The organism is Fictibacillus sp. B-59209 (genome assembly GCF_036216745.1).
Lineage (GTDB): Bacteria > Bacillota > Bacilli > Bacillales > Fictibacillaceae > Fictibacillus_C > Fictibacillus_C marinisediminis.
This window is the reverse complement of record NZ_JARMMC010000002.1, coordinates 23,345-50,193: the sequence shown is the minus strand read 5'-3', so window position 1 is coordinate 50,193 and position 26,849 is coordinate 23,345. Positions and strand designations below refer to the sequence as shown.

General features: G+C 46.8%; 22 protein-coding genes. 13 read left to right on the top strand and 9 right to left on the bottom strand.

Annotation, left to right across the window (positions count from 1 at the left end; all coding sequences use genetic code 11):
- Positions 1–35: 35 nt before the first annotated feature.
- From P4361_RS00665 to P4361_RS00650, 4 genes are all read left to right on the top strand, one after another.
- Positions 36–710 (top strand): DNA alkylation repair protein, encoded by a 675-nt coding sequence (locus P4361_RS00665; RefSeq protein WP_091009514.1) that lies wholly within the window; start codon positions 36–38, stop codon positions 708–710.
- Positions 711–1,145: 435 nt separating this feature from the next.
- Complete coding sequence (locus P4361_RS00660; RefSeq protein WP_328087820.1) at positions 1,146–2,762, top strand: spore germination protein; 1,617 nt, start codon at positions 1,146–1,148, stop codon at positions 2,760–2,762.
- On the top strand, positions 2,752–3,966 hold the full coding sequence (locus tag P4361_RS00655) for a Ger(x)C family spore germination protein (RefSeq protein ID WP_328087818.1): 1,215 nt from the start codon (positions 2,752–2,754) through the stop codon (positions 3,964–3,966). The genes P4361_RS00660 and P4361_RS00655 overlap by 11 nt, the downstream gene beginning before the upstream one ends.
- Before the next feature lie 18 nt (positions 3,967–3,984).
- A complete protein-coding gene (locus P4361_RS00650; RefSeq protein WP_328087816.1) occupies positions 3,985–5,097 on the top strand; it encodes a GerAB/ArcD/ProY family transporter in 1,113 nt (370 codons plus the stop codon).
- A gap of 71 nt (positions 5,098–5,168) precedes the next feature.
- On the opposite strand, the gene P4361_RS00645 is transcribed toward P4361_RS00650, so the two are convergent.
- The 5 genes from P4361_RS00645 to P4361_RS00625 all read right to left on the bottom strand — a co-directional run bounded on the left by P4361_RS00645 (position 5,169) and on the right by P4361_RS00625 (position 7,272).
- Complete coding sequence (locus P4361_RS00645) at positions 5,169–5,693, bottom strand: NAD(P)H-dependent oxidoreductase (protein WP_328087814.1); 525 nt, start codon at positions 5,691–5,693, stop codon at positions 5,169–5,171.
- 22 nt (positions 5,694–5,715) lie between these two features.
- The gene (locus tag P4361_RS00640) at positions 5,716–6,363 is read right to left on the bottom strand and encodes an SDR family NAD(P)-dependent oxidoreductase (protein WP_328087812.1); all 648 of its coding nucleotides are present in this window, start codon (positions 6,361–6,363) and stop codon (positions 5,716–5,718) included.
- Positions 6,364–6,417: 54 nt separating this feature from the next.
- Positions 6,418–6,852 (bottom strand): MarR family winged helix-turn-helix transcriptional regulator, encoded by a 435-nt coding sequence (locus P4361_RS00635; protein WP_328087809.1) that lies wholly within the window; start codon positions 6,850–6,852, stop codon positions 6,418–6,420.
- Between the two features lie 62 nt (positions 6,853–6,914).
- Complete coding sequence (locus P4361_RS00630) at positions 6,915–7,034, bottom strand: hypothetical protein (RefSeq protein ID WP_328087808.1); 120 nt, start codon at positions 7,032–7,034, stop codon at positions 6,915–6,917.
- A gap of 1 nt (position 7,035) precedes the next feature.
- Positions 7,036–7,272 (bottom strand): helix-turn-helix domain-containing protein, encoded by a 237-nt coding sequence (locus P4361_RS00625; protein ID WP_328087807.1) that lies wholly within the window; start codon positions 7,270–7,272, stop codon positions 7,036–7,038.
- A gap of 125 nt (positions 7,273–7,397) precedes the next feature.
- On the opposite strand from P4361_RS00625, the gene P4361_RS00620 reads away from it, so the two are divergent.
- The 3 genes from P4361_RS00620 to P4361_RS00610 all read left to right on the top strand — a co-directional run bounded on the left by P4361_RS00620 (position 7,398) and on the right by P4361_RS00610 (position 10,099).
- A complete protein-coding gene (locus P4361_RS00620; protein WP_328087805.1) occupies positions 7,398–8,378 on the top strand; it encodes a zinc-binding dehydrogenase in 981 nt (326 codons plus the stop codon).
- Positions 8,379–8,645: 267 nt separating this feature from the next.
- Entirely contained in the window at positions 8,646–8,984 is a 339-nt protein-coding gene (locus tag P4361_RS00615) for an SdpI family protein (RefSeq protein ID WP_328087803.1), read from the top strand.
- Between the two features lie 83 nt (positions 8,985–9,067).
- Positions 9,068–10,099 carry a Gfo/Idh/MocA family oxidoreductase gene (locus P4361_RS00610; RefSeq protein WP_328087801.1) on the top strand — a complete coding sequence of 344 codons (1,032 nt, stop codon included), beginning with the start codon at positions 9,068–9,070 and terminating at the stop codon, positions 10,097–10,099.
- A gap of 249 nt (positions 10,100–10,348) precedes the next feature.
- On the opposite strand, the gene P4361_RS00605 is transcribed toward P4361_RS00610, so the two are convergent.
- Genes P4361_RS00605 through coxB form a run of 3 tightly spaced genes read right to left on the bottom strand, consistent with a single transcriptional unit; the run spans position 10,349 to position 13,930 of the window.
- Entirely contained in the window at positions 10,349–10,954 is a 606-nt protein-coding gene (locus P4361_RS00605) for a cytochrome c oxidase subunit 3 (RefSeq protein ID WP_328087799.1), read from the bottom strand.
- A complete protein-coding gene (locus P4361_RS00600; RefSeq protein ID WP_328087798.1) occupies positions 10,955–12,907 on the bottom strand; it encodes a cytochrome c oxidase subunit I in 1,953 nt (650 codons plus the stop codon).
- A 27-nt stretch (positions 12,908–12,934) separates the two neighbouring features.
- On the bottom strand, positions 12,935–13,930 hold the full coding sequence (gene coxB / locus P4361_RS00595) for a cytochrome c oxidase subunit II (protein WP_328087797.1): 996 nt from the start codon (positions 13,928–13,930) through the stop codon (positions 12,935–12,937).
- A 603-nt stretch (positions 13,931–14,533) separates the two neighbouring features.
- Between coxB and fdhF the strand changes: the two genes are divergently transcribed.
- The 3 genes from fdhF to P4361_RS00580 all read left to right on the top strand — a co-directional run bounded on the left by fdhF (position 14,534) and on the right by P4361_RS00580 (position 19,528).
- The gene (gene fdhF, locus P4361_RS00590; RefSeq protein ID WP_328087795.1) at positions 14,534–17,479 is read left to right on the top strand and encodes a formate dehydrogenase subunit alpha; all 2,946 of its coding nucleotides are present in this window, start codon (positions 14,534–14,536) and stop codon (positions 17,477–17,479) included.
- Positions 17,472–17,969, top strand: a complete 498-nt coding sequence (locus P4361_RS00585) for a DUF1641 domain-containing protein (protein WP_328087793.1) — start codon at positions 17,472–17,474, stop codon at positions 17,967–17,969. Before fdhF ends, P4361_RS00585 begins: the two co-directional genes overlap by 8 nt.
- A 257-nt stretch (positions 17,970–18,226) precedes the next feature.
- A complete protein-coding gene (locus tag P4361_RS00580; protein ID WP_328087790.1) occupies positions 18,227–19,528 on the top strand; it encodes a S8 family peptidase in 1,302 nt (433 codons plus the stop codon).
- Between the two features lie 591 nt (positions 19,529–20,119).
- Here the strand turns inward: P4361_RS00580 and P4361_RS00575 are convergent.
- Positions 20,120–20,869: a sulfite exporter TauE/SafE family protein gene (locus tag P4361_RS00575; protein WP_062237137.1), complete on the bottom strand. Its 750-nt coding sequence runs from the start codon at positions 20,867–20,869 to the stop codon at positions 20,120–20,122.
- A 341-nt stretch (positions 20,870–21,210) separates the two neighbouring features.
- Here P4361_RS00575 and P4361_RS00570 point away from each other — a divergent pair, with 341 nt between their 5' ends.
- The 3 genes from P4361_RS00570 to P4361_RS00560 all read left to right on the top strand — a co-directional run bounded on the left by P4361_RS00570 (position 21,211) and on the right by P4361_RS00560 (position 26,631).
- Positions 21,211–23,913, top strand: coding sequence for a S8 family peptidase (locus tag P4361_RS00570; RefSeq protein WP_328087788.1), 2,703 nt, complete (start codon positions 21,211–21,213; stop codon positions 23,911–23,913).
- 225 nt (positions 23,914–24,138) lie between these two features.
- On the top strand, positions 24,139–25,542 hold the full coding sequence (locus P4361_RS00565; protein ID WP_091010228.1) for a DHA2 family efflux MFS transporter permease subunit: 1,404 nt from the start codon (positions 24,139–24,141) through the stop codon (positions 25,540–25,542).
- 387 nt (positions 25,543–25,929) lie between these two features.
- Positions 25,930–26,631, top strand: coding sequence for an alpha/beta hydrolase (locus P4361_RS00560; RefSeq protein WP_328087784.1), 702 nt, complete (start codon positions 25,930–25,932; stop codon positions 26,629–26,631).
- Positions 26,632–26,849 lie beyond the last annotated feature (218 nt).

The window sequence follows — 26,849 nt, the reverse complement described above, 5'->3', positions numbered from 1 at the left end:
AATTTAGGGAACTACTGTTGAGGGGGTTAACGGAGATGACGATGACGTACCTTGAAACCTTGCATGAAGAAATACGAAGCAGGCAGAATCCGGCCGATGCGGTAAAGATGCAGTCTTACATGAAGAATAAATTTACCTTTTACGGCTTGAAGTCACCGATCATGAAGGAGGTTATGAAGAATCATGTGAAAATGTACGGGCTGCCTGAGATGAGCATCCCGGAAGTGACGAAAAAATGCTGGAACTACAGAGAACGAGAAATGCAGTACATGGGCATGTTTTTTGTGGACAAGCTGAAGAAGGGCATGCAGGAAGACGATCTTAAGGCATTAGAGAACACGATCACTGAAAAGTCGTGGTGGGATACAGTGGATCATATCGCCAAGCACCATATGGGACATTACATACAAACGTTCAAGCATCGGGAACAGGAATTGGTGGAGAAATGGATTCATTCACCGAACATGTGGCTGAACCGGACTGCGATTCTTTATCAGCTAGGCTATAAAAAAGATACGAATGAAGACATCTTAAAATACGTCATTGAGCAGCAGAAGGAGAACAAAGAGTTCTTTATCCGCAAAGCGATCGGCTGGGCATTGAGGGAATATGCCAAGACCAACCCCGATTTCGTCATCGATTTCGTGAACTCTACGCAACTCCAGCCACTAAGCAGAAAAGAAGCTCTGAAGAATATACAGTTAACCTAGAACGGTGAAACGGTGCCAGGCACCGCTTTTTGACATGTGTCAAAAGCGAGTGCCTGGCACCGTTTTTTTTTTATTGCTCTATGATTTCCTTTGGCTTTTGAACTTTGTGAACAGCTGGAAGACCGATTGGACAAAAAATAAAGCAATCAATAACACCACAACACAGATTTCTATGAGTTCCATTACTTTGAAAGGAGACAAGGCATTAAGGATCGCTGTTTTCATATCAAATCCTTCGTAGATATCCAAAGTCAGAGAAAAACACGTCAACAGTATAAACATCGATAGGGTAATACCCAGGATTTTCATCGTTCTATCACACTCCGCACACATAGTATCTCCCGAATGAACACGATCCATTAAGAAAGGAACAGAATAAGGAAGAGGAGCCAGGGAAAGCCTAAAAGAAAATCACGTAGAAAGGTTTTGCTTCTTATGCCTTCTTTTTTCAAAAAGAAACCACTTAAAAAAAATAAACCTTCTCAAGAGAAAGAGAAGCAAAAAAAGCAAACATCTTCTCCCATTTCGCCAGTTCTTGAAGAGAATATTGAAATCATTAAAACACAGACAGGAAACAGCAGTGAAGTTATCATTCGAATTTTTAATCATTCCCCCCGGTTTAACGCCCGCACAGCAATCGTTTATGTGAAAGGGATAACGGACCAGCAGACCATTCAGGACCTTTTGGTCGAATCGATACTGAAACCTGGTGTTCAAGATCCAGATCAAAAAAATCTGGCGGCCATGGTGGAGGAAATCGTGCCTCTTGGTAACATAGAGCAGGTTGATGATTGGACTGTTTTGTTCGAATCTCTCATGGCGGGGGACACGATTATTTTTGTCGATGGCTTTTCTTCGGCTGTACGGGCATCTACAGAAGGCGGAGAAAAACGTTCCATTGAAGAACCGAGTACACAGCGGGCGATCCGAGGTTCGAGAGAAGGATTCACAGAATATATCGAAACGAACATATCCATGGTCCGAAGACTGATTCAGAATCCCCTGCTCTGGACCGAATCCATGAAAATTGGAAAAGTGACCAAAACCAGCGTCACCATCATGTATATCAAAGGAATAGCGAAGGATGAGGTAATTGTTGAGCTTCGTAAACGGCTTAATAAAATCGATATCGATGGAGTTCTGGAGTCCGGGTATATCGAACAGCTCATTGAAGACCAATCCATTACAGCATTTCCTACCTTGTACTATTCCGAGCGTCCGGATACGGTTGCGGGCAATCTATTGGAAGGGCGCTTTGCAGTCTTCGTTAACGGAACACCGTTCGTTCTTCTCGGACCTGCCGTATTTGTGCAGTTTTTTCAGTCGATTGAAGATTACACCGAACGTTTTTATATCTCCACCGCTATAAGATTATTGCGGGTTCTGGTTTTTTTTATCTCGCTCATCGGACCAGCGACCTATATTGCCGCAACGACCTTCCATCAGGAGATGATTCCGACTCAACTTTTGTTTGCCATCGCCGCACAGCGGGAAGCCGTTCCTTTCCCGAGTTTTGTGGAAGCACTCATCATGGAAGTTACGTTTGAGATTCTGAGGGAAGCGGGAATCCGAATGCCTAAAGCGATCGGGTCTGCCATCTCCATCGTCGGTGCCCTTGTTATCGGACAGGCAGCGGTTCAGGCGGGAGTCGTATCGCCTGCCATGGTTATTATCGTAGCTATTACCGCGATCGCCAGTTTTGCCACTCCGTCCATTGCGATCGCGATATCGGCCCGTCTGCTTCGTTTTATTTTTATGATCAGTGCTGCTACCTTTGGTTTTTATGGCATGATCTTAGTCTTTATCATTCTGGTCGTTCATTTATGCAGCCTGAGATCTTTCGGCGTTCCTTACATGTCACCTCTTGCCCCGCTTATCCCTGCTGAAGTGGGAGACACGTTTATTCGGGCTCCCATGTGGACCGGAACGAAACGGCCGGCCTACATCAGCGGACCCAACCAGCAGCGTGATGGAGACAATATGAGCAAACCGGAGCCGGAACAGAGACGGATTCTGGTTACAGAAAATGAAGGTGATCAAAATGAGACGTAGCGTGATCGTTTTTATCACAGTGGGACTGCTGCTTTCATTGCTTTCAGGCTGCTGGAGCAAAAAAGAGCTGAACGATCTGGCCCTCGTCTCTGCGGTGGGCATTGATCTTGATAAAAAAGGAAGATATTTAGGCACCTTTCAATTTGTTAATCCAGGCAATGTGACAGGAGGGTTCCAAGGGGGAGGTGGGGGCAGCGGAAATGCGGTCTCCGTCTATTCGACAACAGGGGAGAATATGGATGAGTTAAGCCGCCGCATGTCTACCAAAGTTTCGCGAAACCTCTATTATGCCCATGCGAATCTGCTTGTCGTCAGTGACAAATTGGCGAAGAAAAAAGGGTTGAATCCCATCCTGGATGCCTTTGACCGGGATGCAACGTTCCGGAAAACAGCAACCATCGTGATCGCTCATAAAACAAAGGCAAGTGATATTGTAAAAACACTGACAGCCATCGATAAAGTTCCAGCGAACAAAGTGATCAAACTGTTGAGGTTCTCCGAAAGAGTATGGGGGCAGGCGATCAATGTAACCTTATTGGATGTGGTAAAAGATTTATTGGATGACGGAAAACAGCCCATCATCAGCGGGTTTTATTTAAAGGGTTCTAGTGCGATCGGAGAACGCGTTGAGAACATCACGCAGTCAACACCCCAGGCAGCTCCCCAAATTGATGGCCTGGCTTTATTTAAAGGCGGAAAGCTTGAGGGCTGGCTCTATGGGAGGAAAGCCAAAGGAGCCGTCTGGGTGATGAACAAGACTCAAAAAACAGAAGTCAATATAAACAAAAAGGGGAGGAAGGAAGCGATTGCTTTTGAAGTACTCCGGCAGAACACGAAGATTTCTTCTTCCGTTAAGAAAGGAAGTACCCAGCTTACTGTCAGTGTACAAACCGAAGGAAATATTGGGGGAACGGATGTTCCTGTCAATCTTAAAGACCCGCATGTGATCGCACAATTGGAGAAAGGTTTTGAAAAGGAGATCGCAGCAGAGATTAGAAGCGCCATAAAAGAGGCACAACATAAAAAAACCGATATATTCGGCTTCGGGGATACGGTCCATCGTTCGCAGCCTGACACATGGAAAAGGATTTCGGGAAAATGGGAGGAGGATTATTTTTCGAAAGCAAACATTAAGGTGAAGGTCCATGCCTTCGTTCGCCAAACCGCTCTGAGGAACAATTCTTATCTCACAGATGAGAAATAAAAAGAAGGGGGCAAAGCAATGGAAAAAGCAAGAATAACACCATATCAGCTGTTTGCCCTTGTTCTATTATTTGAGCTGGGCAGTGCCCTGCTTGTAGCGGTGGGGATCGAAGCCAAGCAGGATGCGTGGATCGTTATCCTGCTTGGGATGCTTGGGGGATTAGGACTTTTTTTCATCTGTTACCGGCTGTATTGTTTTTACCCGGACATGCTGCCGACAGAATACCTTCAAAAGGTTGTAGGCAAAGGAATCGGGCGTCCGATTGCCTATTTGTACATGCTGTATAACCTTTATATCGCGGGAAGGGTCCTGCGGGATTTTGGCACCATGCTGCTGACATTTGCTTACATTGAAACACCCCTTTTAATCGCCAACACCTTAATGATCCTGGTCATTATCTATACCGTCTCAAAAGGAATTGAAGTATTGGCGAGAACAGGAGAACTCTTTTTGGTCTTCATTTATTTGTTGGCAGGATCTGGTGTGATCCTCGTATTATTCTCTGGAGTAATTGATATCCACAACCTGCAGCCTGTGCTAGAAAACGGCTGGAAGCCGATTATTAAAACCACCCTAAAAGAGTCCATGTATTTTCCCTTTGGAGAACTCCTTGTGTTTACGATGATTTTTCCTTATGTGGAGGATGCCAAAAAGCTGAGGAACGCCAGTGTGCTTGCCACTGTGGTCAGTGGGCTGTCGCTGGCTCTGGTCATGATGTTCAATATCAGCATCCTTGGTGTGAATCTTACAGCACTGTCTCAATTCCCTTTGCTGAGCACCATCCAAACCATCCAGGTCGCCGATTTTTTGGAGCGCCTGGACGTCTATTTCATGATTGCTTTAGTCGTGGGAGGTTTTTTTAAGATAAGTCTCTTTTTGTACGTGGCTGTAATAGGGACGGCGAACCTCTTCAACGTAAAACCGGCTTCCAGGCTGAGTTATCCGCTCGGGCTTGTCGTACTGTTCATGTCCATGACAATGGCAAGCAACTATTCTGAGCATATTAAAGAAGGAATCGGGATCGTTCCGCTCTTATTGCATCTTCCTTTTCAATACATTTTCCCTATCATTGTCTTCATAGTGGCGTATTTTAAAAATAAGAAGAAAAGTAAACATCAAAAGGCAAACTAAAAAAACGAAAAAATGGTGCCAGGCACCGCTCTTTGACATATGTCAAAAAGGGGTGCCTGGCACCATATCAATTAAAACTGAGCTTTAATTTGAGCTGCCAACGCTTCAGCGCTTTCTTTCACTTGCGCTTCATTTAACATGCGAACGCCCTGTATTTTGAAGACAGGGAGGTAACGCATGCCAGTCAGGTTGGCAGTCGCCTGGAACGGCTTCAGCAGTTCACTAAGGCTGTAGTTATTGTAGCCTCCTGCTTGATACGCTTCTTCCGGTCCGCCGGTTGAGATCGCAAGCATGAATTCCTTGCCGTGCAATTTAGTGCCTTCAGCGCCGTAAGCCCATCCGTAAGTCAAAACAACATCCTGCCATTCTTTTAATAAAGCAGGGCTGCTGTACCAGTAGAGCGGGAATTGGAAGACGATGCGGTCATGCGCCAGCAAAAGCTCTTGTTCACGCTCCATGTCAATATTTCCATCAGGATAGGCAGCATATAATTCATGAACCGTTACATCCTCTTCGTCACGAAGACGATTCATCCATGTTTTGTTTACAAGTGATCCTTCCATATTTGGGTGAGCGGCAATAACTAAAGTTTTCATTTGATTTCCTCCTGGGGTCTTTTTATTTTCCTTCAAAAGCGACTTCTGTCTCAGAGCGCTCTTGGTTCATCGTGTAAAAAGTGTCTGCGATATGTTCTGGTGAAAACGGTGTTCCTTTTTTAACAAACCCTTTAACCGTCAAGGTTCCAACATAGATGCCTTTAGCACTTAATTCCTGGCTTAGGCTGTATGCCAGGTTTCGGATCCCTGCTTTTCCGATGGCCAGAGAGGCATAATCCGCGTATGGATCAAGCGCCAGTCCGCCGCCAGTCAGCAGAATGGATCCGTTTTCCATATGCGGCAGGACTTCTTTCACGCTTAGTAATGCCCCGGCCACACTGATTTTAAAATCACGGACAAGGTATTCAGCTGTTAGTTCTGTAGGCTTTCCAGGCTTGCCGGAAGCAGCATTGTAAAGCAGTACGTCAATTCGGCCAAACGTATCAACGACAGCAGAAATCGCCGTTTTTAAGCTTACTTCCGAGGAAACATCACCAGGAAATCCTTTTGCTTCAATCCCGGCAGTTCGTAGTTCTTTTTCATACTCCTGAAGTACTTCAAGCCTTCTTGCGATAAGTGCGACTTTAAACCCTTCACGTCCAAACCTTTTCGCCGCTCCCATACTGATCCCAGGGCCTGCACCGACGATAACGATCACTTTTTCAGTCATCCATCCAACCTCCTTGAAAAATGTTTGTATATACAAATGAACATGTAAAAATTTTTAATGCTCTTTTTCAAGCTTGTTGCTCGCATCGTGAAGCCTTTTGCTTAAATCCAGGCTGAAGTCTTTGCCCAGCACGCCGGAATAGCTGGCAAACATCTCTTTTAACGAAGCGCGGAAACGATCGTAGACCTTTTCCCCTTCTTCCGTCAGCGAAATATGCGTTTCTTTGCCGTCAACCTTTCTGTTTACGAGCATTTGTTTTTCGAGCTTATCGATAAACCTCGTGCTTGTTGATGGAGCGATCGACAGCTTGCTGCACAGCTCTTTCTGGGTGATCTCCGGGTTAAATTTCACAATCATGATCATGTACAAATAAGAGGGAGCGAGATCTCCGCCGTCCAGCGTTTTTTCGGCCAGCTTTGTAATGTTGCGTGCAAAACGGCTGGCAGTAAAATATAAACAATGCATCAGTACTTGTTCTTCTTCGCTCACGGTCATCCATCCCTTTCATTTGCATATACAAATTAACATGAAAACAAATCTGACGTCAACAATTATTTACTCATGAAATCATAGGTTGTCCAGCAGCGGCTCATCGTAATCTGATTTTGTTCCGCAAACTCATCGCCCCACTTGCACATTTCAAAAAGGACAGGCTGCAGCTTTTTTCCCATGTCAGTGGTGGCGTATTCCACATCCTAATGCTGTTCGGCTGACTAAGCCATGTTCCTGAAGTTCTTTCAGCTGCTGGGTGAGCATTTTCTGGGTGATCTCCGGCATCGAACGTTTCAGCTCGTTAAACCGTTTCGGTCCTTCGTTTAAGTTCCATAAAATTAAAACCTTCCACTTGCCCCCGATGATGTCGATGACAAGATCGATGGCACACGTATATTCAGGGTGAAGCTGTTTCATTTGAAGTCCTCCTTACATCTAGTCCAGGTTACAAAATGGTGCCTTGTTTTCAGTGAAACCAGTATATATTATATACCGTGCAAGGAAAGCTATAGAAGTCTTAATCTATAAAGGAGCGAATAGCTATGAAAGCATTGCTTTTACACGATAAAAATCAATGGAAGAACATGAAGGTAGAGGAAATCGAAACCCCGAAACCGAAAAAAGGGGAACTGCTCATCGAGGTTCACGCCGTCGGTTTGAACCCGGTCGATTATAAAACAGCTACCAACGGAAACCCAAACTGGACGTATCCTCATATACTTGGGCTGGATACAGCGGGTGTGGTCGTGGAAACAGGTGAAGGCGTGACTCAATGGAAAAAAGGTGACCGCGTCGTCTATCATGGTGATCTTACGAAAAAAGGCGGGTACGCAGAATATACGGTTGTCACCGCACATACCGTTTCCCGCATTCCAGAAAACGTTTCATTTGAGGATGCAGCGGCCATTCCAACGGCAGGATATACCGCTTACCAATCCCTCTTCCGCAAGCTGCCGTTGGATCAAGTGGAAACGATCTTCATTCACGGCGGAGCAGGCGGTGTCGGCGGATTTGGTGTTCAAATGGCCAAACTCGCAGGCAAAACAGTCATCTCGACCGCATCAAGCCACAATCATGACTATGTAAAATCGCTTGGTGCTGATCATGTCATCGACTACCGAAACGAAGACATTAAAGCGAAAGTAATGGAGATCACGAACGGGCGCGGAGTTGATGCCGTAGTGGATGCGGTAAGCCGCCAAAGCGCGACAGATTCTCTGGACTTGCTCGCCTTCATGGGGCACATCGTCTACATTGCCGGAGCACCTGATTTTACAAAAATTACGCCGTTCACCAAAGTGGTTTCTTACCACGAGATCGCTTTAGGTGCGGCCCATCAGTCCAACGACGAGCGCTCAGAAAAAGACCTCGCCGTCATGGGTGACGAAATGCTCAAGCTGATGGCAGAAGGAAAGCTTGATTCCATGCTGAAAGAGACCGTTTCACTAGAGGAAGTTCCAGAAGCGCTTGTGCGTCTGTCCGAACGCCACGTGAAGGGCAAGATTGTAGCGAAAGTTAGATAAAAGAGAAAACGATGGCGCCTTGGCGGGCGTCATCCTTTTTTATCGGGTGGGAAATATGGGTTTACCCGCCGTTTTGCAGTGTTTACCCGCGGACATAACCGATTTACCCGCCGAAATGAGAATTTTACCCGCCAGAATCGCACATTAACCCACCAAAACTGGATTACGTAAACTGGCGACCCATCACCCCCACGCTCAAACAACAAAAAAAAAGAAGCATTATCGATGAACATATGGTATTTTTAGGGAAAAAGAAAAGGGGAGAAGATGATGATGGCCAACCTGCTTTTCAGTCTTCTGATTGGTGTAATCTTTGTTTTAGCTGGAATTATCATGAAAGTGAAGCCGCCGACCAAAATCAATCCACTGTACGGCTATCGCACGTTCCGTTCCATGAAAAATGAGAAGCTCTGGAACGAGGCCAATACATACAGTGCGGGTCTTATGATGAAATACGGTGCAGCGATGGCTGTCATCGGCGGAGTACTCAGCCTGCTGATCAAAAACGAGCAGGCAGGGGTGTTTGCCACAATGGGAGTGATGCTCCTGTTCATCATCCTCCTTTTCGTAAAAGTGGAGAAGTGGCTGAAGGAAATCGACCGGTAAAAATGGCCGCCAAGTTTTCAAGACTGCTTTATCGGGAAATAAGGGTCTTATACTAATCCATACATAAAAGGGAGCTGGAATAGATGATCAATGTGGCACTATTAAGCAAATGGCATGTTCATGCGAAGGATTACGCGAAGGAAGCAAGCGAGAACAAGGACATTACGATCAGCGTCGTTTGGGATGAAAACAGCGAACGGGGCGAACAGTGGGCTCAAGAGCTTGGTGTGCCTTTTGAAGCCGATCTGGAAAAAGTGCTCTCCAATCCTTCCGTGCAGGGGGTCATTGTGACGACGCCAACCACCGCTCATACCGAGATCATCACCGCTGCTGCAAGGCATGGCAAGCACATTTTTACGGAAAAAGTGCTGGCTCCAACAGTGAAAGAGTGCGATGAAATCTTTTCAGCGGTGGAGGAGGCAGGCGTTCAGCTGATGGTTTCCTTGCCGAGGCTTACAGAACGATTCTACCTTTACGCGCAAAAAATATTGGACGAGGGCTGTCTCGGGAATCTGACGTCGGTACGCTGCCGAGTAGCCCATCATGGTGCTGTCCCGACAGAAGAAAGCCAGCATGGCTGGCTGCCTGGGCAATTTTTTAACAAAGAAGAGGCAGGCGGAGGGGCACTCATCGACCTTGGAGCGCATCCCATCTATCTTTCCAACCGCTTGGGCGGAAAAGTAAAAGCGGTGACGGCACGCCTGCAGCAGACCAACCGCCATGACGTAGATGACAATGCAGTTGTCATCGTTGAGTTTGAATCAGGCGCGCTCGGAACCATTGAGACCGGATTCCTTTCCTACGGATGCCCGGATCAGCTCGAGCTTTACGGAACCGAAGGCACACTGCTGATCGAGAACCGCGAACCGAGAGAGCTGATCAGCGACCGTGTGGAAAAAGAAGGCGTCATCATGTCCGATCAGCTGCCTAAAACTTTGCCTTCAGCGATGGAGCAATGGGTGGCCGCGATTACGAACAATACGGCTCCTGCCATAACCAAAGAGGACATTCGTAATTTGACGCTAGTGAACGAAGCGGCCGCACTCTCTCATAAAGAGGGCAGGAGAGTCGAGCTTACTGAGATTGAAAAAAATTATTCTGCGATAACCAGGTAAAGTGCTGTTTTGAGGGATTGCGAGGGATAGAGTGACAAAGGCCGACCGCTAGTTTACCATAATTCCAATTTGGCCAGTAAATCCTCTGTTTTGGCCAGTATTTTCTGATTTTGGCTAGTAAATATGACAATTTGGCCAGTAAATTTCTCATTCCCGCCAGTAAAACGAGTCATACGCTAAAGCAAACATCCGTAATCTACTAAATAACAAAAGCCCGACCCGCTTTTTCGCAGTGGGACGGGCTTTTTCTTACAAAAACTCCCCTAATCCATATAGCAGAATGAAAATAAACACCCAAACATAATCGACGAAATGCCAGTAGATCCCAAACGAAGCAAAGCGGCCTCGGTTCGCTTCGGTATCACCTTTTGTCTTCACATGCATCAGCAGGAGACCCATCCACAAGACTCCAAACAGGACGTGGCAGCCGTGCAGTCCGACCAGCAGATAATAGGAGGACACGAATGGACTTCGAGACAGCGTGTTTCCGTCACTCACATTCTGCAGAAACTCCAACACTTCTAAACTAAGGAACCCGAGAGCGAGCGCGGCAGTAATGGCTGTAAACATCAGCGCTTTGCCGCTTTCTCTCATCCGCAGTGTTTCATCGGCAAAGTACCAGGTCAGGCTGCTGGACACGAGCAGGACAGTGGGAAGGATGATTTTTTTAAAATGAAAGAACTCGTTAGGACCTGGCCCGTTACCCTGGTGATGCAGCATGACAAAATAGGTTGCAAACAAACAGCCGAAGATAACGGCTTCCGCACAAATGAAAAGAAACATCGCTGTCTTTCTTTGGGAATGATGTTCAACAACACTTTCGGCCGTCTCCTGCACCGTCGTCTCCATACCCATTTATCCTTCCTCCTTTCTGATAGCTTTCTCCAGCTGTTTGCTTGTGTACAGCTTGATGTTCCGCTCAAAAGAAATCGACCGCCAGCCCATCAGCAAGAGAATTCCCACCGCTCCAATGACTGCAATCCACAGAACTTCAAAAATAAGCCCGAATGAAAGGGTGAAAAAACCGCCGCTGAGAAGGACAGGCAAGATGGTCGGTTTCTCTACAAAGATTTGACTCTCTTCTTTCGCAGAAGGAATCAGCGTGCCGTCTCCCCGTTCTTTTTCATGCCAGAAGGCTTCAAGATCCCGGACGAGCGGGGCACGCGGCCAGCGCATGTGGGAGGAAGGCGAGGAGACCGCCCACTCTAACGTCCGGCCGTTCCATGGATCGGCAACGCTTTTTTTCTCTTTTTTTCGATAACTGAAGAAAAGATTCCAAGCAAACAGCAGAACGCTGATGCCCATTAAGTAGGCGCCCATCGTACTGATGAAATTGAGCTCAAACAAGCCGTCTTCGGGCAGGTAGGTGAAGGTTCTCCGCGGCATGCCCTTCAAGCCCGAAATGTGCATCGGAAAGAAGGTGACATGAAAGCCGATGATAAAGGTCCATGCCTGCCATTTGCCGATCTTTTCATCCAAAATATAGCCGAACATTTTGGGCCACCAATAATAAAAGCCTGAAAAGGCCCCGAATATCGTACCTGCGATCATGACGTAATGAAGATGGGCTACAACAAAATAGGAATCATGATATTGATAGTCTGCAGGAACGACAGCCTGCATCACCCCGGTTACACCACCGATTACAAAGGACGGTATGAAGGCGAGAGAAAACAGCATGGCCGTCGAAAAGCGGATCGAGCCGCCCCGCAATGTGAACAGCCAGTTAAAGATTTTAATTCCCGTCGGAACGGCGATCAGCATGGAGGTGATTCCAAACACAACGTTTGCGAGCGGTCCGAGCCCTACTGTAAACATGTGGTGAATCCAGACCATGAAGCTTAAAAAGCCGATGACGAGCATGGACAAGACCATGGAGGAATAGCCAAAGATTCGTTTGGATGAAAAGGTGCCGATCACCTCGGAAAAAATACCGAATGCCGGCAGAATGACAATGTAGACCTCCGGGTGGCCGAACGCCCAGAATAAGTGCTGCCAAAGTACCGGGCTTCCGCTTCCTCCGTCATAAGCTTGAGTTCCGAACTGATTATCAAAAATAAGGATGATCAGGGCGGCGCTTAATGCCGGAAAAGCCAACAGAATGAGAATCGAGGTAATCAGAGCGGACCACGTGAACAGAGGAATTTTCATGAATCCCATGCCGGGTGCCCTGTTCTTCAAGATCGTGACGATGAAATTGATGGCAGTCATGATCGTTCCAATTCCAGATACCTGCAAGCCCATTGCATAAAAGGCTGTTCCGTTTCCGGCAATATCCTTATCCGCGGCAAGGGGGACGTACGAGGTCCAGCCAGCGGAAGGGGCACCGCCCAAAACAAAGCTCAAATTAATGAGCACACCGCCTATTACGAACAGCCACATGCTTAGGGAATTAAAGAAAGGAAACGCCATATCCCGTGTCCCGATCTGCAGTGGAACAGCGATGTTCATCAGTCCGATCAGGAAAGGCATGGCGACAAAAAAGATCATGAGCGTACCATGAGTCGTCATGACTTGATTGTACTTTTCGCCATGAAAGACCCAAAAATGGAAGTCCGGAAAAGCGAGCTGGGTTCGCATGAGCATGGCATCAAGGCCGGCGCGCAGGAAAAATAGAAACCCAAAAGCGATATACAGAATCCCGATTTTACGATGATCGGTCGTCCGAATCAACATCCAGAGGGCTTTCCATTTTTTCGCGACGGTAAGAAAAACAAGTGCTGTGATCATCATGACGATGATTGAAAGGTCTGCCGCTATAATATCAGAAGCAAGTTTGATGTGTGTGTTGAAAAACGGTATCGACATGTTGGACCCCCTTCGTTACTGGATGACTCATTTTTTGAGTGTCTGCAGGTAGTGGGAAAGCGCTCTGTAGTCGTGTTCGCTGAGCCCTTCAGGTTTTGGCATATGTGAGCCTGGTTTTACTTTTTCAGGATCCTTCAGCCACTGTTTGAGATTTGGCGGAGTATTTTTTAACACTCCTGCCACATGGTCCCGGTCACCAAAGTCAGCCAGATTCGGACCTTTTTTGTCAGCTCCAGTTAATCCGCTTGTTGCATGGCAGCTTAAACAGTTCTTACCAAAGAGCTTTCTGCCTTCAGTCTCGTCAGCACTGAGCTTTTGGCCGCTGCTTTGGTCTTTCTTCATGTGATCCAGCCATTTTTCATAATCTTGTTTGCTGTCCACTTTAACGGTAAACCGCATGTAAGAATGGCCGGTCCCGCAAAATTCTGCACACTTCCCTTGATAGGTGCCGATTTTCTCTGGTGTGATGGCGAGTTTGTTTGTCCGTCCGGGAATGAGGTCCTGCTTGCCGCCAAGCTGCGGCACCCAGAACGAATGGATGACATCCTTGGAATGAAGTTCGAGGACCACGCGTTGATCCTTTAGAAGGTGAAGCTCCTGAGAGGTGACGATACCCACTCCCGGGTATTCGAATTTCCACCAGAATTCACTCGCTGTAACCTTTATTTTCATGGCGTCGGAATTGTCTTTTTGTGCTTCACCAAATACACTCTTCACCATTGGAACGGCAAGTATGAAGAGGAGGATGAATGGAAGCACGGTCCACGTGATCTCCAGTTTTTTATTGCGGTTTTCCTGGCGGGGGAAGGGTTGATGGCCTGGCCTTGCTCTGTACTTATAGACAAACCAGATGAAGAGAGCAACAACGACGATAATGACGAGCATCATAATATAAATGCTCAGCTTAATTAAGGAGAGTTGTTCGTTACCCTGGCTTCCTTTCGGATTCAGCACATCGATCGAGGAACAGCCGGATATAAAAAGAAGGCAGAAACTGCTGAACAAATACAAGATTTTTTTCATAGGAACTCCTTTCAGCTGAATGGAGGCGGGATCTTAGAAGCAGCAAAGAGTGGCAGGCAGCTGCCTGTATGTAAACGGTCTTTTATGTGTTTAATCCCCTCTTTGCCCAGAATAAAACGTTGAACTCTTACATTGACGTTAATCATCATAATTTTTACGTTTAAATAGTTTATCGCGTTCGTTAATGAGGGAAATGAAACAAGGATAGGTGCAGACTAACCAATCCGGGAAGAGTGAGGTGAACCATCTGGCTTATCATTTTCCTTTGCATTTACTGCAATTTAATTCACTAGGTTAGTTATTTACATTTTATAATTTCATGATAAAAGTTTTGTAACCCTGTAAAAAGCGAGCATCCCGAAACAGTGATTCACTGTTTTCAGGAACAAAAATGTACTTACGAAAACAATTTTTTGATAGTCTTCAATGCCAAGTGGATTGTAGTGAAGGGTGCGAGACTCCAGCGGGACGAGCGTGACAGGTAAGACCCAAAGGCGCTTGCGCCGTGGGGCTTACCGCACGCCCCGCGGAAAGCGAGCCACCCAAAACGGAAATCCACTGCTCTCAAAAGCCACATAAGCTATACAAAAAAGGAGGAGTTTCATGAAAAAAGAGGTTTCAGCCATTGTAAACGGAGAGCAGTACCAGGCAGATCAAGGACAGACGGTTCTTCAGCTCCTGCTTGATAAGAACATTGAAATTCCTCACGTCTGCTACCATGAAAGCCTGGGAAGCATCGAAACGTGCGATACGTGTGCCGTACTTGTAAACGGCGAGGTAAAAAGAGGCTGCGGGACGTTTTTGGAGGAAGGGATGGACATCAGGACGAGCACTCCTGAGGTAAAAGAAGCACAGTTCAATGCAATGGATAATATCCTGGAGAACCATGAACTGTATTGTACGGTCTGTGACAATAATAATGGAGATTGCACCCTTCATAACACGGTCAAAGATATGGGCCTCGAGCATCAGATTAAGGAGTTTAAGCCGAAGGAATATGACATAGACCACGGACAGTTTTACCGGTATGACCCGGATCAGTGTATCCTGTGCGGTAGATGTGTGGAGGTGTGCCAGACGGTTGAGGTCAATGAAACCCTTTCGATCGACTGGGATCTCATGCAGCCGAGGGTTATTTGGGATGACAATGTACCGATTGAGGAATCCTCCTGTGTCAGCTGCGGACAATGTGTCACGGTCTGTCCGTGCAACGCCTTAATGGAGAACAGCATGCAGGGGCAAGCGGGTTTTCTGACGGATATCCGTCCTGATTATCTGCGTTCCATGATCGAAGTGACAAAGGAGGCGGAGACAGGTTTTGGCCCGCTGTTCGCCGTTTCAGACTCTGAAGCGAAGATGAGGGAAGACCGGATCGAAAAGACGAAGACCGTTTGTACTTACTGCGGAGTAGGCTGCAGCTTTGAGGTGTGGACAAAAGACCGGGAGATCCTGAAAATCGAACCGGTAGAGGAAGCTCCGGCCAACGGCATCTCCTCTTGCATCAAAGGGAAATTCGGCTGGGGCCATATCAACAGTGAGGCCCGCCTGACCCGGCCGCTCGTCCGTGACGGAGAATATTTTAAAGAAGTCGAATGGGACGAAGCGATCAGTCTGATCACGGAAAAGTTTAAAGAGAGCAAAGAAAAACACGGACCGGATGCGCTGGCTTTCATTGCTTCTTCCAAAGCGACGAACGAGGAATCCTACCTGATCCAAAAGCTGGCCCGACAGGTCATCGGCACGAATAACATTGACAATTGCTCACGCTACTGCCAGTCTCCAGCTACGATGGGTCTACAGCGGACCGTCGGCTATGGCGGTGACGCCGGTTCCATGAAGGACCTTGAAAACGCGGAGCTTGTCATCATTGTTGGTTCCAATACAGCAGAAGCCCATCCTGTTCTCGCTTCAAAAATCAAACGTGCCCATAAGCTGTTTGGCCAAAAATTGATCGTAGCCGATCTTCGCAAACATGAGATGGCGGAGCGGGCCGATCTTTACATTCATCCGAATCCTGGGACAGACCTCGTCTGGCTTTCCGCGGTCACGAAATACATCATTGACCAGGGATGGCATGATAAAGAATTTTTATCTGGAAAGGTGAACGGTTATGCAGAATATTTAGAAAGCCTGCAGCCTTTTACCCTTGGAATGGCGGAAGAAATCACCGGGATCTCTAAGGAGGTTCTGATCCAAACGGCAGAAGCAATCGCCAATTCAGATAAAACATGCATCTGCTGGGCGATGGGCGTGACCCAGCACCAAATCGGTTCTGATACATCGACCGCCATCTCCAATCTTTTGCTCGTGACGGGCAACTATGGCCGTCCGGGAACCGGAGCCTATCCGCTGCGCGGCCACAACAATGTGCAGGGTGCGAGTGATTTTGGAAGCATGCCGGACACGCTCCCGGGGTATCAGAAGGTAACGGATGATGAAGTCGCTGCAAAGTTTGAAAAAGCGTGGGGTGTCGACCTGCCGAGAGAAAAAGGAATGGACAACCATGAGATGGTGCAGGGCATACATGACGGCAAGCTCAAAGCCCTGTACGTGACCGGCGAGGATATGGGTGTCGTGGATTCCAATATCAACTATGTGACCAATGCTTTTGAGAAGCTGGACTTTTTCGTCGTACAAGAAATGTTTTTAACGAATACCGCACAGTACGCGGATGTTGTTTTGCCAGCCTCTCCAAGCCTTGAAAAAGAAGGGACGTTTACGAATACAGAACGAAGGATTCAGCGCTTGTACCCGGCGTTAAGCCCGCTTGGCGAATCCAAGCCGGACTGGGAAATCTATTGTGAGATAGCAAAAGAAATGGGCTTTGACTGGAACTATTCTTCTCCTGCCGACATCATGGCGGAAGCAGCAAGCCTCGTGCCTATGTTTGCAGGTGTAAGCTACGAACGCCTCGAAGGATTCAAGAGTCTGCAATGGCCGGTCAGTGAGGATGGAAAGGATACACCGCTTCTTTATACGGAAGGTTTTCATTTTGATGACGGAAAGGCGAGACTGCATCCTTTGGAATTCGTCCACCATTATCGTACGACGGAAGAACATAACTTTCATATTAATAACGGCCGGATCCTCGAGCATTTTCATGAAGGCAACATGACGTACCATACAGAAGGCATCCGCAAGAAAGTGCCGAACTCATGGATCGCTGTATCCGAAGAAGCCGCTGAAAAATATGGAATGGAAGAAGGCTCGACCATTCGGATGGAAAACCCTTCAGGTGAAACGGTAGCCCGTGTGCATGTTTCCCCTGAAGTGTTCGGAAACGAGATGTACCTGCCGCTTAATGACAACGGCAAGAGCGCCATCAACTATTTAACGAACAACGATACGGATAAAGATACGAACACCCCGGCTTACAAAGAGATTCCGGCAAAAGTGGAGGTGCTGGAGAAGAAGGGCAATTCGCCGCTGCCTCTGTTCAATTACAGACGCGGGCACCGCAATCCCCAGCCGGGCGTGAACGTCCAGAAGAAGTGGGATCGAAAAGACTATATTTACCCTGGAAGCAAGGAGGTTAGACAAGATGGCTGAGCGGATCAAGGACATCAAACGCATGGAGATACCAAAGGAAAAAATACGAGAAGACAATCTGAACGAACTGCTGGATGCCTTGTCGGATAACAAGGAGGCGATGCTGGAGACGATCCGATTCTCCTCTTTGCTGCATGAGACCGGCAACATGTCCATACTGAATGCGATGATCTCCCAACAGCAGCACATCATGGGGAACATTGCGTATGAAGCCAATCAAAAACCGAATTCTACCATCCTGCATAATGCCACCCGATTAATAGAATTGCTCGGCATGCTGAATCTTGAAGGCATCGACCACCTCACAGCCCGGTATACGAGGAAGGAAAAGGAAGAAGGAACAGAAGTGCCCGCAGTGAAAAATGTAGGGTTCTTCGGATTGCTGAAAGCACTGCGCGACCCTGAGATCAACCGCGGGATCTACATTCTCCTGCAAATCCTGCGCGGTATCGGGCACGGGCCGAAGGATAAGGCCCCCTCTAAAAAGTAGATAACAAGCATAATTGAGGCAGCTCTTCCAAGGAGCTGTCCTTTTTATTGAAATTCATACTGTTGCTGAGATGAACCCTCGAGGGCTCGTCATCACCGCTGAGCGGATGGATGGGACAAAGTCCCGTCCGGCGCTCTACTTACATAAGGGTGCTTCTATCATTTTCGACAAATCTAGTAAAAGCCAGGACAAACACCGTTTCCCTTTCCAGTACTTTTCATAGAATAGTACAACTTCTAAACAAAGGGGGAAAAACGGTGTTTGGTTTTTCTATGATAAAAATGGTTCGCCAGCATGCCAATAAGCTGGACCGGTCAATGCGTTTACAGCTCGTAAATTTATATCGGCCGTTTCAAAAAGTTCCTTGTTTTCTTCACAGCTTGCTTGAAAATCGATTGAAAAAGAGAAGTAAACTGCCGGTGCTCATTGAGTTTTATGAAGATGGTGACGCATGCTCTTTAGGGCTGGAACAAGTCCATCAGACCGTTTCAGGACATCGCAAGTGTGCGGTCCATCATCAGTTCACAAGCATTCCTTTTTGTGCTGCGACATTAACGGCCAATGCAATAGAAGATCTTTTAAATAACTGCACTCATATTAAAAAAATACATCATGACCGAGAAGTAAAAGCGTTGCTGGACAAGGCTTCACCTTCTATTCGGGCGGATGTGCTGAACTCATCCGGAGTTACCGGAAAAGGCGTGGCGATTGCGGTTGTTGATACGGGAGTCTATCCTCATGCCGACCTAAAAGAACGTATTGTAGCGTTCAAAGATTTAGTCAACCAGAAAACAGAAACCTATGATGATAACGGGCATGGTACACACTGTGCGGGGGATGCAGCAGGAAACGGCTACTTGTCAGATGGAAAATACAAGGGACCTGCGCCTGAAGCGAACATTGTAGGCGTAAAAGTGCTGAATAAGACGGGCTCTGGTTCATTGTCCACCGTTATTGCGGGTGTGCAATGGTGCATGGATAATAAAGAGAAGTATGGGATTAAAATTATCTCCATGTCGCTTGGAAGCCAGGCGACTCAGCCAGCTGCTGAAGATCCTGTTGTAAAAATAGTAGAAGAAGCCTGGAAACAAGGGATCGTTGTCTGTATCGCTGCCGGCAACGAAGGACCAGATGAAAAAACGATTTCCAGTCCAGGAATCAGCCCGAAAGTCATTACGGTCGGCGCGATGGACGATCAAAATACGATTGAACGCACGGATGATATTCCTGCCGATTTTTCCAGCAGAGGTCCTACGATTGACGGAATAACAAAGCCAGACCTTCTGACACCGGGCGTCAATATTGTTTCACTGCGTTCGCCGGGTTCTTACTTGGACAAGGTTTCTAAGAGCAGCCGTGTAGCCGAGAATTACTTCTCACTTTCCGGCACTTCCATGGCAACACCGATCTGTGCGGGTGTGGCAGCGCTCGTTCTCCAGCAAAATCCGGAACTGACGCCTGACGAAGTAAAAGAAAAGCTGCTTAATAGTGCTGAAGACTGGGGATTGCCGAGGAATACGCAAGGAAAAGGCTATCTCGATGTCAGCAAGTTAATATAGAAGAAGAAAGAGGGGGTTCCTTGAGGGCCGCCTTTTTTTTGGTGGAGATGGTAGGTTGCTGCGGAAATGATTGTGCCAAAACTTGTCGAATGGTGTCGCGTATAAACGGATCGATAATAAAATGGAGGTTTTCGATAATAAAATTGCTTTTTCGATAATAAAAAGCTAATTTCGATAATAAATCGTCATGGAGCTTTATTTCAGGGGTGAAAACTGGCGCTAACCTCTAGGAATCACAATCGCGTTAACAGCATTTCAGAAATATCCCTTCGCGTTGGAGCGATGAAGCACTGCAATCCTTTAAAATAAAAAATAGAGTGCGAGCAGCACTCTATTTTTTTAGATTGGCGTGTATTTTGGGAAGATTGGATCGTAAAACGAGAAGATTCGCGCGTATTTTAACCCAATCGGCGTGTATTCCTGAAAAAAACTCCGAAGGCTTTCTAGATCCACTACGTTATCTCCCTGTTTCGCATGCTTTTTACGAATGCTAATCAGATTTCTGCGCTCCAAAACAAAAAAAGAGCGCTTAATTGAAGCAAAACGCTTCAAAAAAGCCCTCTTCGGCACTTCGTTTCCCCAAAAACCAATCTACTCAAACAAAATCAGCAGCGCAGCGACCACCGGCGTGGCAACCATCGCAGTCTTCAGCACGGGTTTCGGAGCAAACTTCGTCAGTTTGGCGCCAAGGTAAGCACCAGCCATCGTACCGGCCAGCACCTGAAACAGCAGCATTAAATCAAGATAGCCTTCCATAATGTACCCAAACCCGCCGCCAGCCGCGATCGGCAGAATAACGAGCATCGTTGTTCCGATCGATTGGCGGATGGACAGCCCGAACAGCAGCATGAGCCCGATCTGAATGAACGGGGCAGAACCGATGCCGAACGCTCCGGATAAAAGCCCGGTTGTCATACCGAGCAGGAGCGCTTTTACCAGCAAGGTAGGGTAGCCCAGCGTTTCATCGATGACTTCCTCTACTTTGCGCTTCATCATAAAGAAACGCAAAATAAACAAGATTGCTGACAGGAACAGCATGCCAGCTGTCAAATAATGCAGATGTTCACTGGGGATGAGGGAGGACAGCCTGGAACCGAAGAAAGCAGCGATGGCTCCAAATCCGCCTGTCCAAACGCCGGCCTTGAGCGATATGTTTCCTTCCCTCAAATGGCTGTAGGCTCCTGACAGTGTTGTAAAGGCCATGGCGGCAAGCGATGTGCCGAGCGCGGTGTGGATCGGAATATGAAAAAGCACCAATATAGCGATGATAAAACCTGCTCCGCCGACGCCGACAAAACCGCAGATCAGTCCGATGACGAGCATGGTTAACGTAATAAACAAGATGATCGTTTCCTTTCTTTGGCGGATCTTCCGTCATTCTTGTTATGATTCTTTATTTAACTAAAGCAAATTTTCCCATAAAAATCAATGAAAGGGGACTGAGCGGATCCTCAATGACGAGAATGTAAATTTTTATAAAAAATATGGTTTGCTAGTTTTGGTAACAGAGTAGGAAATAATTACCGTTTTACGGCAACTGAAGCTTTTTAAGTAGGCCGATAGAATGCTTTTCTGTTAATTTTAGAAGATTTTACCTATTAATCTGCTGAATGTGTTTAAATAGCGTTATGGACGAAACAGGCCCTTTTCTTTTTTTGACCATAACCCAAGGAGGCATCAAAATGAGAATGAGAAAGACATCGAGTATGACGGCCTTATTACTTGTATTCGCGCTGATCGCAGGCATGTTTTCACCAGCGGCAGCACGTGTAGCGAAGGCAGAAGGCGGCTCGTCCCTTGAAAAAGCGGCACCGCTCGAGAAAGATCAAACGGTGGATGGAACGTTCGACCAGCCTGAACAAACACAATGGTACAAGATTACACCGAATCAAGAGGATATTCAAAAAGATTCTCATATGCGAATCTCATTAACTAGTGATGCAAATTTAAACATTTCCGTATATCCAAGCATTGAAAAAGCAGGAAATGATGAAACATTTAGCATGTATCGCGGCTTTACAACGACCGAAACACCTGACAAACCGGTAAAACTGGACGTGCCGTATGCATGGCAGGGACCTTATTACATAAAGGTGGAATACCTCGGTGAAGATACCGAAACACCTGAGGATCCGCCGGCTTCTGCTGAGCCGAAAAAAGCAAATTACTCACTCGGATATAAAGGAGTTAAACTTCCGCCATCTGTTGAGTCAGCCGGGGAAGAAGAATGCCCGGTAGAAATGAGTGCCGGCCAGCAGAAATCTGGAAAAGCGCTTTTAACACAGCTTCGCCAGCTGCGTGACGGCTTGCTGTCAAAGACAGAGGAAGGCAGATCTCTTTCCTCCCTCTATTACAATACCGCACCATTCCTCGTAGTAAAGATGGTGTTCAGCAAGGATCTTCGCCAAGATGTGTACAACAATCTTGTAGCTCTAAAACCTTTATTTAATGAACTGGCAGAGAACGGTGCACAAAGCACGTATGTCCTCTCCAGCAAAGACCAGAACTCGATTAAGGAACTTTATGATATTGTGCTGAAAGCCTCTCCTGATGCTTATAAGGACGATATCGAAAAAATCGGCAAGCAGGTAGGCGTTTCTTCGCTTGCAGGGGAGAGACTGTCTGATCTATTAGGAAAAGCAGAACTCGTTCCGCAAAGCACAAAAGAAATGTCCAGCAAGCTTATTGTTAAAATGAAAGACGGCTATACCAGCAAGTCACTAAACAACAAGCTTCAAACCTATGGCATCGAATCAGCTGCAAAATCGGCATTCAAATCCGAAGATAAAATTCTTGGCAGCATATATGTGGTGAACATGGATGGAGCAGATGATTCAGGCAAATACAGCGCCACATCAAAAAGTGGAGCAGCGTCAGTAAAAGCAGCAGCGGCAAAGCTTGCAAAGCTGCCGGGCGTAGAATTTGTTGAACCTGTTCAGCATTATCACTCCATGTCCAATGATGTTCAGTACAACGATCAATGGTCACTGAAGAATACAGGAAAAAATGAAGGTGCTGCAGGAGCAGACATCAATTTTGAACCGATGAAAAAGCTCGCAGATCAATCAAACCTGAACAGCTCACTGATCGCGGTTGTTGATACCGGGGTAGATTATACCCTCGCTGATTTGAAAGACAAAGTACGTGCTGACCTCGGGAAAAATTTTGTCACATCTGGTGAGGCTCCATTGGATGATATGGGCCACGGTACTCACGTGTCCGGCATCATCGCTGCAGCAGCAGACAATGGCTACTCCATGACAGGAATCAACCCGAACGCACAAATTCTTCCGGTTAAAGTTCTAGACGCTTCTGGCTCCGGGGATACCGAACAGATCGCAAAGGGAATTAAATACGCAGCAGATAAAGGGGCAAAGGTCATCAACCTTAGCCTTGGCGGCGAATACAGCCGTGTGCTTGAATATGCGATGAAATATGCTTCTGACAAAGGTGCGACCATTGTTGCAGCGACTGGAAACGACGGCGATTCCATGGTCGGCTATCCAGGTTCTTCAAAATACGCGATCGGTGTTGGCGCAACAAATGATATGGATGTTGTGGGCGACTATTCCAACTATGGCAAAGGACTTGATCTCGTAGCACCCGGCTCCAACATTCCAAGTCTTGTGCCTAACGGAAACGTCACGTATATGTCAGGAACGTCCATGGCCACACCGCACGTTGCAGCGGTTGCAGGGCTCTTGCTGTCTGAGAACCCGCGCTTAAAAGCAAAAGATATTGAAAGAGTTCTAACACAGAGTGCGGATGACATTGCCTTTGGCGAAGTCGATAAGCCGGATGACCAATATGAAGAAGGACCAAAACCGGTTCCAGGCTATGATGAAGCATCAGGATGGGGAAGACTGGACGCGTTCAGTGCACTTAGTGCGGTTAAACTCAACGCAAAAGTGAACCCGGTTCTTGATAATCTGAACACCCTTTCCGGTATCGCAGCGAAAGGCTCTAAAGTTACCGTGAAGAACGGCAAGAAAGTGCTTGGAAAAACAACGGTACCCGCGTTAGGAACATTTGCCGTTAAAATTCCGGTTCAAAAAGCAGGCCAAGTGCTCCACGTTGAGATTGCCAACGCTTCAGGATCTGAAAAAACAGCCCTGAAAGCAGTGGTAGGAAAAGCTCCGGCTCCTGATATGCCAAAAGTGGACAAAGTAACGACGAAATCCACCGCAGTAACGGGCAGAGCAGTAGCCAACGGAACGATCAAAGTGAAAGACAAAGCCAAAAAGGTCATCTCTTCAACAAAAGTAAGCGCAAAAGGAACCTTTAAAGCCAGCATCAAGAAACAAAAGAAAGGCACTGTCCTTTACGTAACCGTAACCGACATCGCTAAACGCGAAAGCAAAGCTGTGAAAGTGACAGTGAAGTAAGACAGACGAAGTAACGAAGTGAAAACCACCCTGTTCTGCCCGGCGGCAAAGCAGGGTGGTTTTTTGTTCGGACGTTTGAGGGTGCCAGGCACCGCTTTTTGACATATGTCAAAAGCCGGTGCCTGGCACCGCAAAAAAGAAAGTCGGCTCAATAGCTATACGTAAACGTTTAAGGTAAGATGAAGACAATTATAACTATAATAGGGAATGAGGCTCAAAAAAGGAATGGAAACATCAAGTTATAAACAGTCAACCATCGTAGCGCTCCTGCTCGCCGGATCTTTTATCGCCATATTGAACCAAACTCTTATGATCACAGCGATACCGCCAGTTATGAAAGAGATGCATATTACAGCAAACAGCGCCCAGTGGCTGACTACCGTCTTCATGCTCGTGAACGGGATCATGATTCCTGTCAGTGCTTTTTTATTGGAACGCTTTTCAACGAGGCAGCTTTTTATCACCGCCATGAGCGTATTTGCTTTTGGTACATTAGTGGCTGGATTCGCCCCTAATTTTGAGACATTGCTGCTTGGGAGGGTCATCCAGTCGAGCGGTGCAGGGGTCATGCTTCCGCTGATGCAAACTGTATTTTTAATGATTTTCCCTGTGCATAAGCGCGGCGCAGCCATGGGATTAATCGGTCTCGTCATATCCTTTGCACCAGCGATCGGTCCCGCTTTATCAGGCTGGGTAACCTCTCATTATTCATGGAGAGTTCTGTTTTTTATCATCTTACCGATCGCACTTATTGATATTTTGATCGCCTATTTTGCTTTGAAAAACGTGACAGAAGTGACGAAACCGAAAGTGGATGTTCTCTCCATCGTTTTGTCTTCGGTTGGTTTCGGAGGTCTGCTGTATGGATTTACGTGCGCAGGCAATTACGGATGGACGGCGAAGAGTACGGTGATCTCCCTCTTGGTGGGTGCAGCAGCACTCGTGCTGTTTATTACAAGGCAGCTGCGCTTGAAACACCCGATGCTTGAGTTCCGTGTCTTCACGAAAGGAATCTTCCCAATCACTGTTTCCATTGGAATGATCACCTTTATGGGATTGATCGGAGCGGAAACAATCATTCCGTTGTTTATGCAGAACATGAGAGGCTTCACAGCGTTTGAAGCAGGTCTGGCCCTGCTGCCAGGTGCCTTGATCACCGGTCTGATGTCACCGATCACGGGCAGGATCTTTGATCGGATCGGAGCGAAATGGCTGGCGCTAACCGGCTTAACCATCATTACGGTGTCATCATTCGCCTTTTCCTTTTTAGGGCCGGCGACATCGTTCACGTATATCACCGTATTGTATGGAGTCCGCATGTTCGGCTTGTCCATGGTCATGATGCCAGCAGCCACCGCCGGGTTAAATCAGCTGCCCAAACGGCTCATTCCTCATGGAGCGGCCATGGATAATACGATGAGGATGATTGCTGCATCTGTTGGTACAGCGATCCTTGTTACGGTGATGACGACGACCGAAGAAACGGCCAAGCATCTCCCTGACATTGCTCATCCGGATATGTATGGCGCGAACATTGCCTTTATGGTCATTTCTGTTCTTTCTCTCATTGGAATTGTACTTACCTTTTTTATTAAAAAAGAAAAAGCCGTTGAGGGAGCAGGAGAATAGAATGAAAGACAGCCGTGTTTACAGTTAACCGCGGCTGTTTTTTTATGTTCAAAGAACGAATGGAGTGAATCGATAATAAAATTGCCGTTTTCGATAATGTAGAAATCAATAATATATAGGCTCGGAACCCATTTCCACCGCTCTCAGCCGCGAATTTTATGATGAATTAGGGTGTTTTTCCCCTTTTTGCCGCTTCATTCTGTCTGTAAAACATGAAAAAGCGAATTTTTCACCACTTTTTTCAAAAAACTCATTGTTGCCTGTCCTGAATTGTTTTTCATAGGGCAATTTAACTGCGAGGCCCTTTCATGCTATGATAATTCTTGGATAAAACAGAGCAGTCAGTCAGGAGGGTTACCCATTAGTCTATTAATCAACGAAAATCGAATGCACAGCAGCCAGTTAAACCGCGAGATTGACGTGAAGTGGCTGTTTTCTGATCAGCTTCAGGAAGGGGATGTGCAGCTTCTCTTCGTGCAGGACGGTTATTATTACATGAAACTCGGAGGACTCCAGGAAACGTTTGAAAAGCTGCTGGAGGAAAAGCCTGAACTCGCCAAGAACCTCGTCATGGTAGCGGTAAGCCCGGGATCTCCATCACAGCGAAGAGAGGTTTACCATCCGAACGGCAAGCATTTTGAGGCATTTACTGATTTCTTTTATAACGAAGTGCTGCCGGATGTACAGCAGAAGCTGAAGGCCATCAATATGAACGTGGTCAAAATGGGATCACTCGGGGATTCGCTTGCTGGTGTCATCTCACTTTACCTCGCCATGAAAAAACCGGAGATATGGTCTCACCTCATGCTGCAGTCAGCCGCATTTGATGACGAGATGGCGGAGGATGCACGGCGGCAGATCCAGCAGCCGAACTGGAAGATCTATCAGGTCGTCGGTGAGCGGGAGAATAACTTTAAGTCGCCGGTTACCGGGGAAATCGCCCATATTTATGACGGCAACAAAAGCATGATGAAGGTGTTTGGGGAGAAAGAGCTTTCCCTTGATTATCATGTGGAAGACGAAGAGCACCGCTGGATCTTCTGGAATGACGATCTGCCAAGGGCGCTGTGCTTCTTCCTGAAAAACTAGAGATGTTTCAAAATGGTGCCATGTAATAAAAAACGAATCTCTTGAAAAAGAGATTCGTTTTTTATACTCGGCACCGTCTTTTGACATATGTCAAAAAGCGGTGCCTGGCACCAAACATTTACCCCCTCGCAAGACCAATGATTCATTTTTTTCCAATTCGTACGTAATAAATTGACTGAATTTACAGACATCTACTAATATAGTCAAAAAGCGAGGGA

What these genes read in the sequence shown, in the direction of transcription:
- P4361_RS00560 (WP_328087784.1), top strand. Translation starts at nt 25,930, where the DNA reads ATGCACAGCAGCCAGTTAAACCGCGAGATTGACGTGAAGTGGCTGTTT.
- P4361_RS00660 (WP_328087820.1), top strand. Translation starts at nt 1,146, where the DNA reads ATGCCTTCTTTTTTCAAAAAGAAACCACTTAAAAAAAATAAACCTTCT.
- P4361_RS00615 (WP_328087803.1), top strand. Translation starts at nt 8,646, where the DNA reads ATGATGATGGCCAACCTGCTTTTCAGTCTTCTGATTGGTGTAATCTTT.
- fdhF (WP_328087795.1), top strand. Translation starts at nt 14,534, where the DNA reads ATGAAAAAAGAGGTTTCAGCCATTGTAAACGGAGAGCAGTACCAGGCA.
- P4361_RS00610 (WP_328087801.1), top strand. Translation starts at nt 9,068, where the DNA reads ATGATCAATGTGGCACTATTAAGCAAATGGCATGTTCATGCGAAGGAT.
- P4361_RS00625 (WP_328087807.1), bottom strand. Translation starts at nt 7,272, where the DNA reads ATGAAACAGCTTCACCCTGAATATACGTGTGCCATCGATCTTGTCATC.
- P4361_RS00585 (WP_328087793.1), top strand. Translation starts at nt 17,472, where the DNA reads ATGGCTGAGCGGATCAAGGACATCAAACGCATGGAGATACCAAAGGAA.
- P4361_RS00650 (WP_328087816.1), top strand. Translation starts at nt 3,985, where the DNA reads ATGGAAAAAGCAAGAATAACACCATATCAGCTGTTTGCCCTTGTTCTA.
- P4361_RS00605 (WP_328087799.1), bottom strand. Translation starts at nt 10,954, where the DNA reads ATGGGTATGGAGACGACGGTGCAGGAGACGGCCGAAAGTGTTGTTGAA.
- P4361_RS00640 (WP_328087812.1), bottom strand. Translation starts at nt 6,363, where the DNA reads ATGACTGAAAAAGTGATCGTTATCGTCGGTGCAGGCCCTGGGATCAGT.
- P4361_RS00665 (WP_091009514.1), top strand. Translation starts at nt 36, where the DNA reads ATGACGATGACGTACCTTGAAACCTTGCATGAAGAAATACGAAGCAGG.
- P4361_RS00630 (WP_328087808.1), bottom strand. Translation starts at nt 7,034, where the DNA reads ATGGGAAAAAAGCTGCAGCCTGTCCTTTTTGAAATGTGCAAGTGGGGC.
- P4361_RS00570 (WP_328087788.1), top strand. Translation starts at nt 21,211, where the DNA reads ATGAGAATGAGAAAGACATCGAGTATGACGGCCTTATTACTTGTATTC.
- P4361_RS00655 (WP_328087818.1), top strand. Translation starts at nt 2,752, where the DNA reads ATGAGACGTAGCGTGATCGTTTTTATCACAGTGGGACTGCTGCTTTCA.
- P4361_RS00645 (WP_328087814.1), bottom strand. Translation starts at nt 5,693, where the DNA reads ATGAAAACTTTAGTTATTGCCGCTCACCCAAATATGGAAGGATCACTT.
- P4361_RS00600 (WP_328087798.1), bottom strand. Translation starts at nt 12,907, where the DNA reads ATGTCGATACCGTTTTTCAACACACACATCAAACTTGCTTCTGATATT.
- coxB (WP_328087797.1), bottom strand. Translation starts at nt 13,930, where the DNA reads ATGAAAAAAATCTTGTATTTGTTCAGCAGTTTCTGCCTTCTTTTTATA.
- P4361_RS00565 (WP_091010228.1), top strand. Translation starts at nt 24,139, where the DNA reads ATGGAAACATCAAGTTATAAACAGTCAACCATCGTAGCGCTCCTGCTC.
- P4361_RS00620 (WP_328087805.1), top strand. Translation starts at nt 7,398, where the DNA reads ATGAAAGCATTGCTTTTACACGATAAAAATCAATGGAAGAACATGAAG.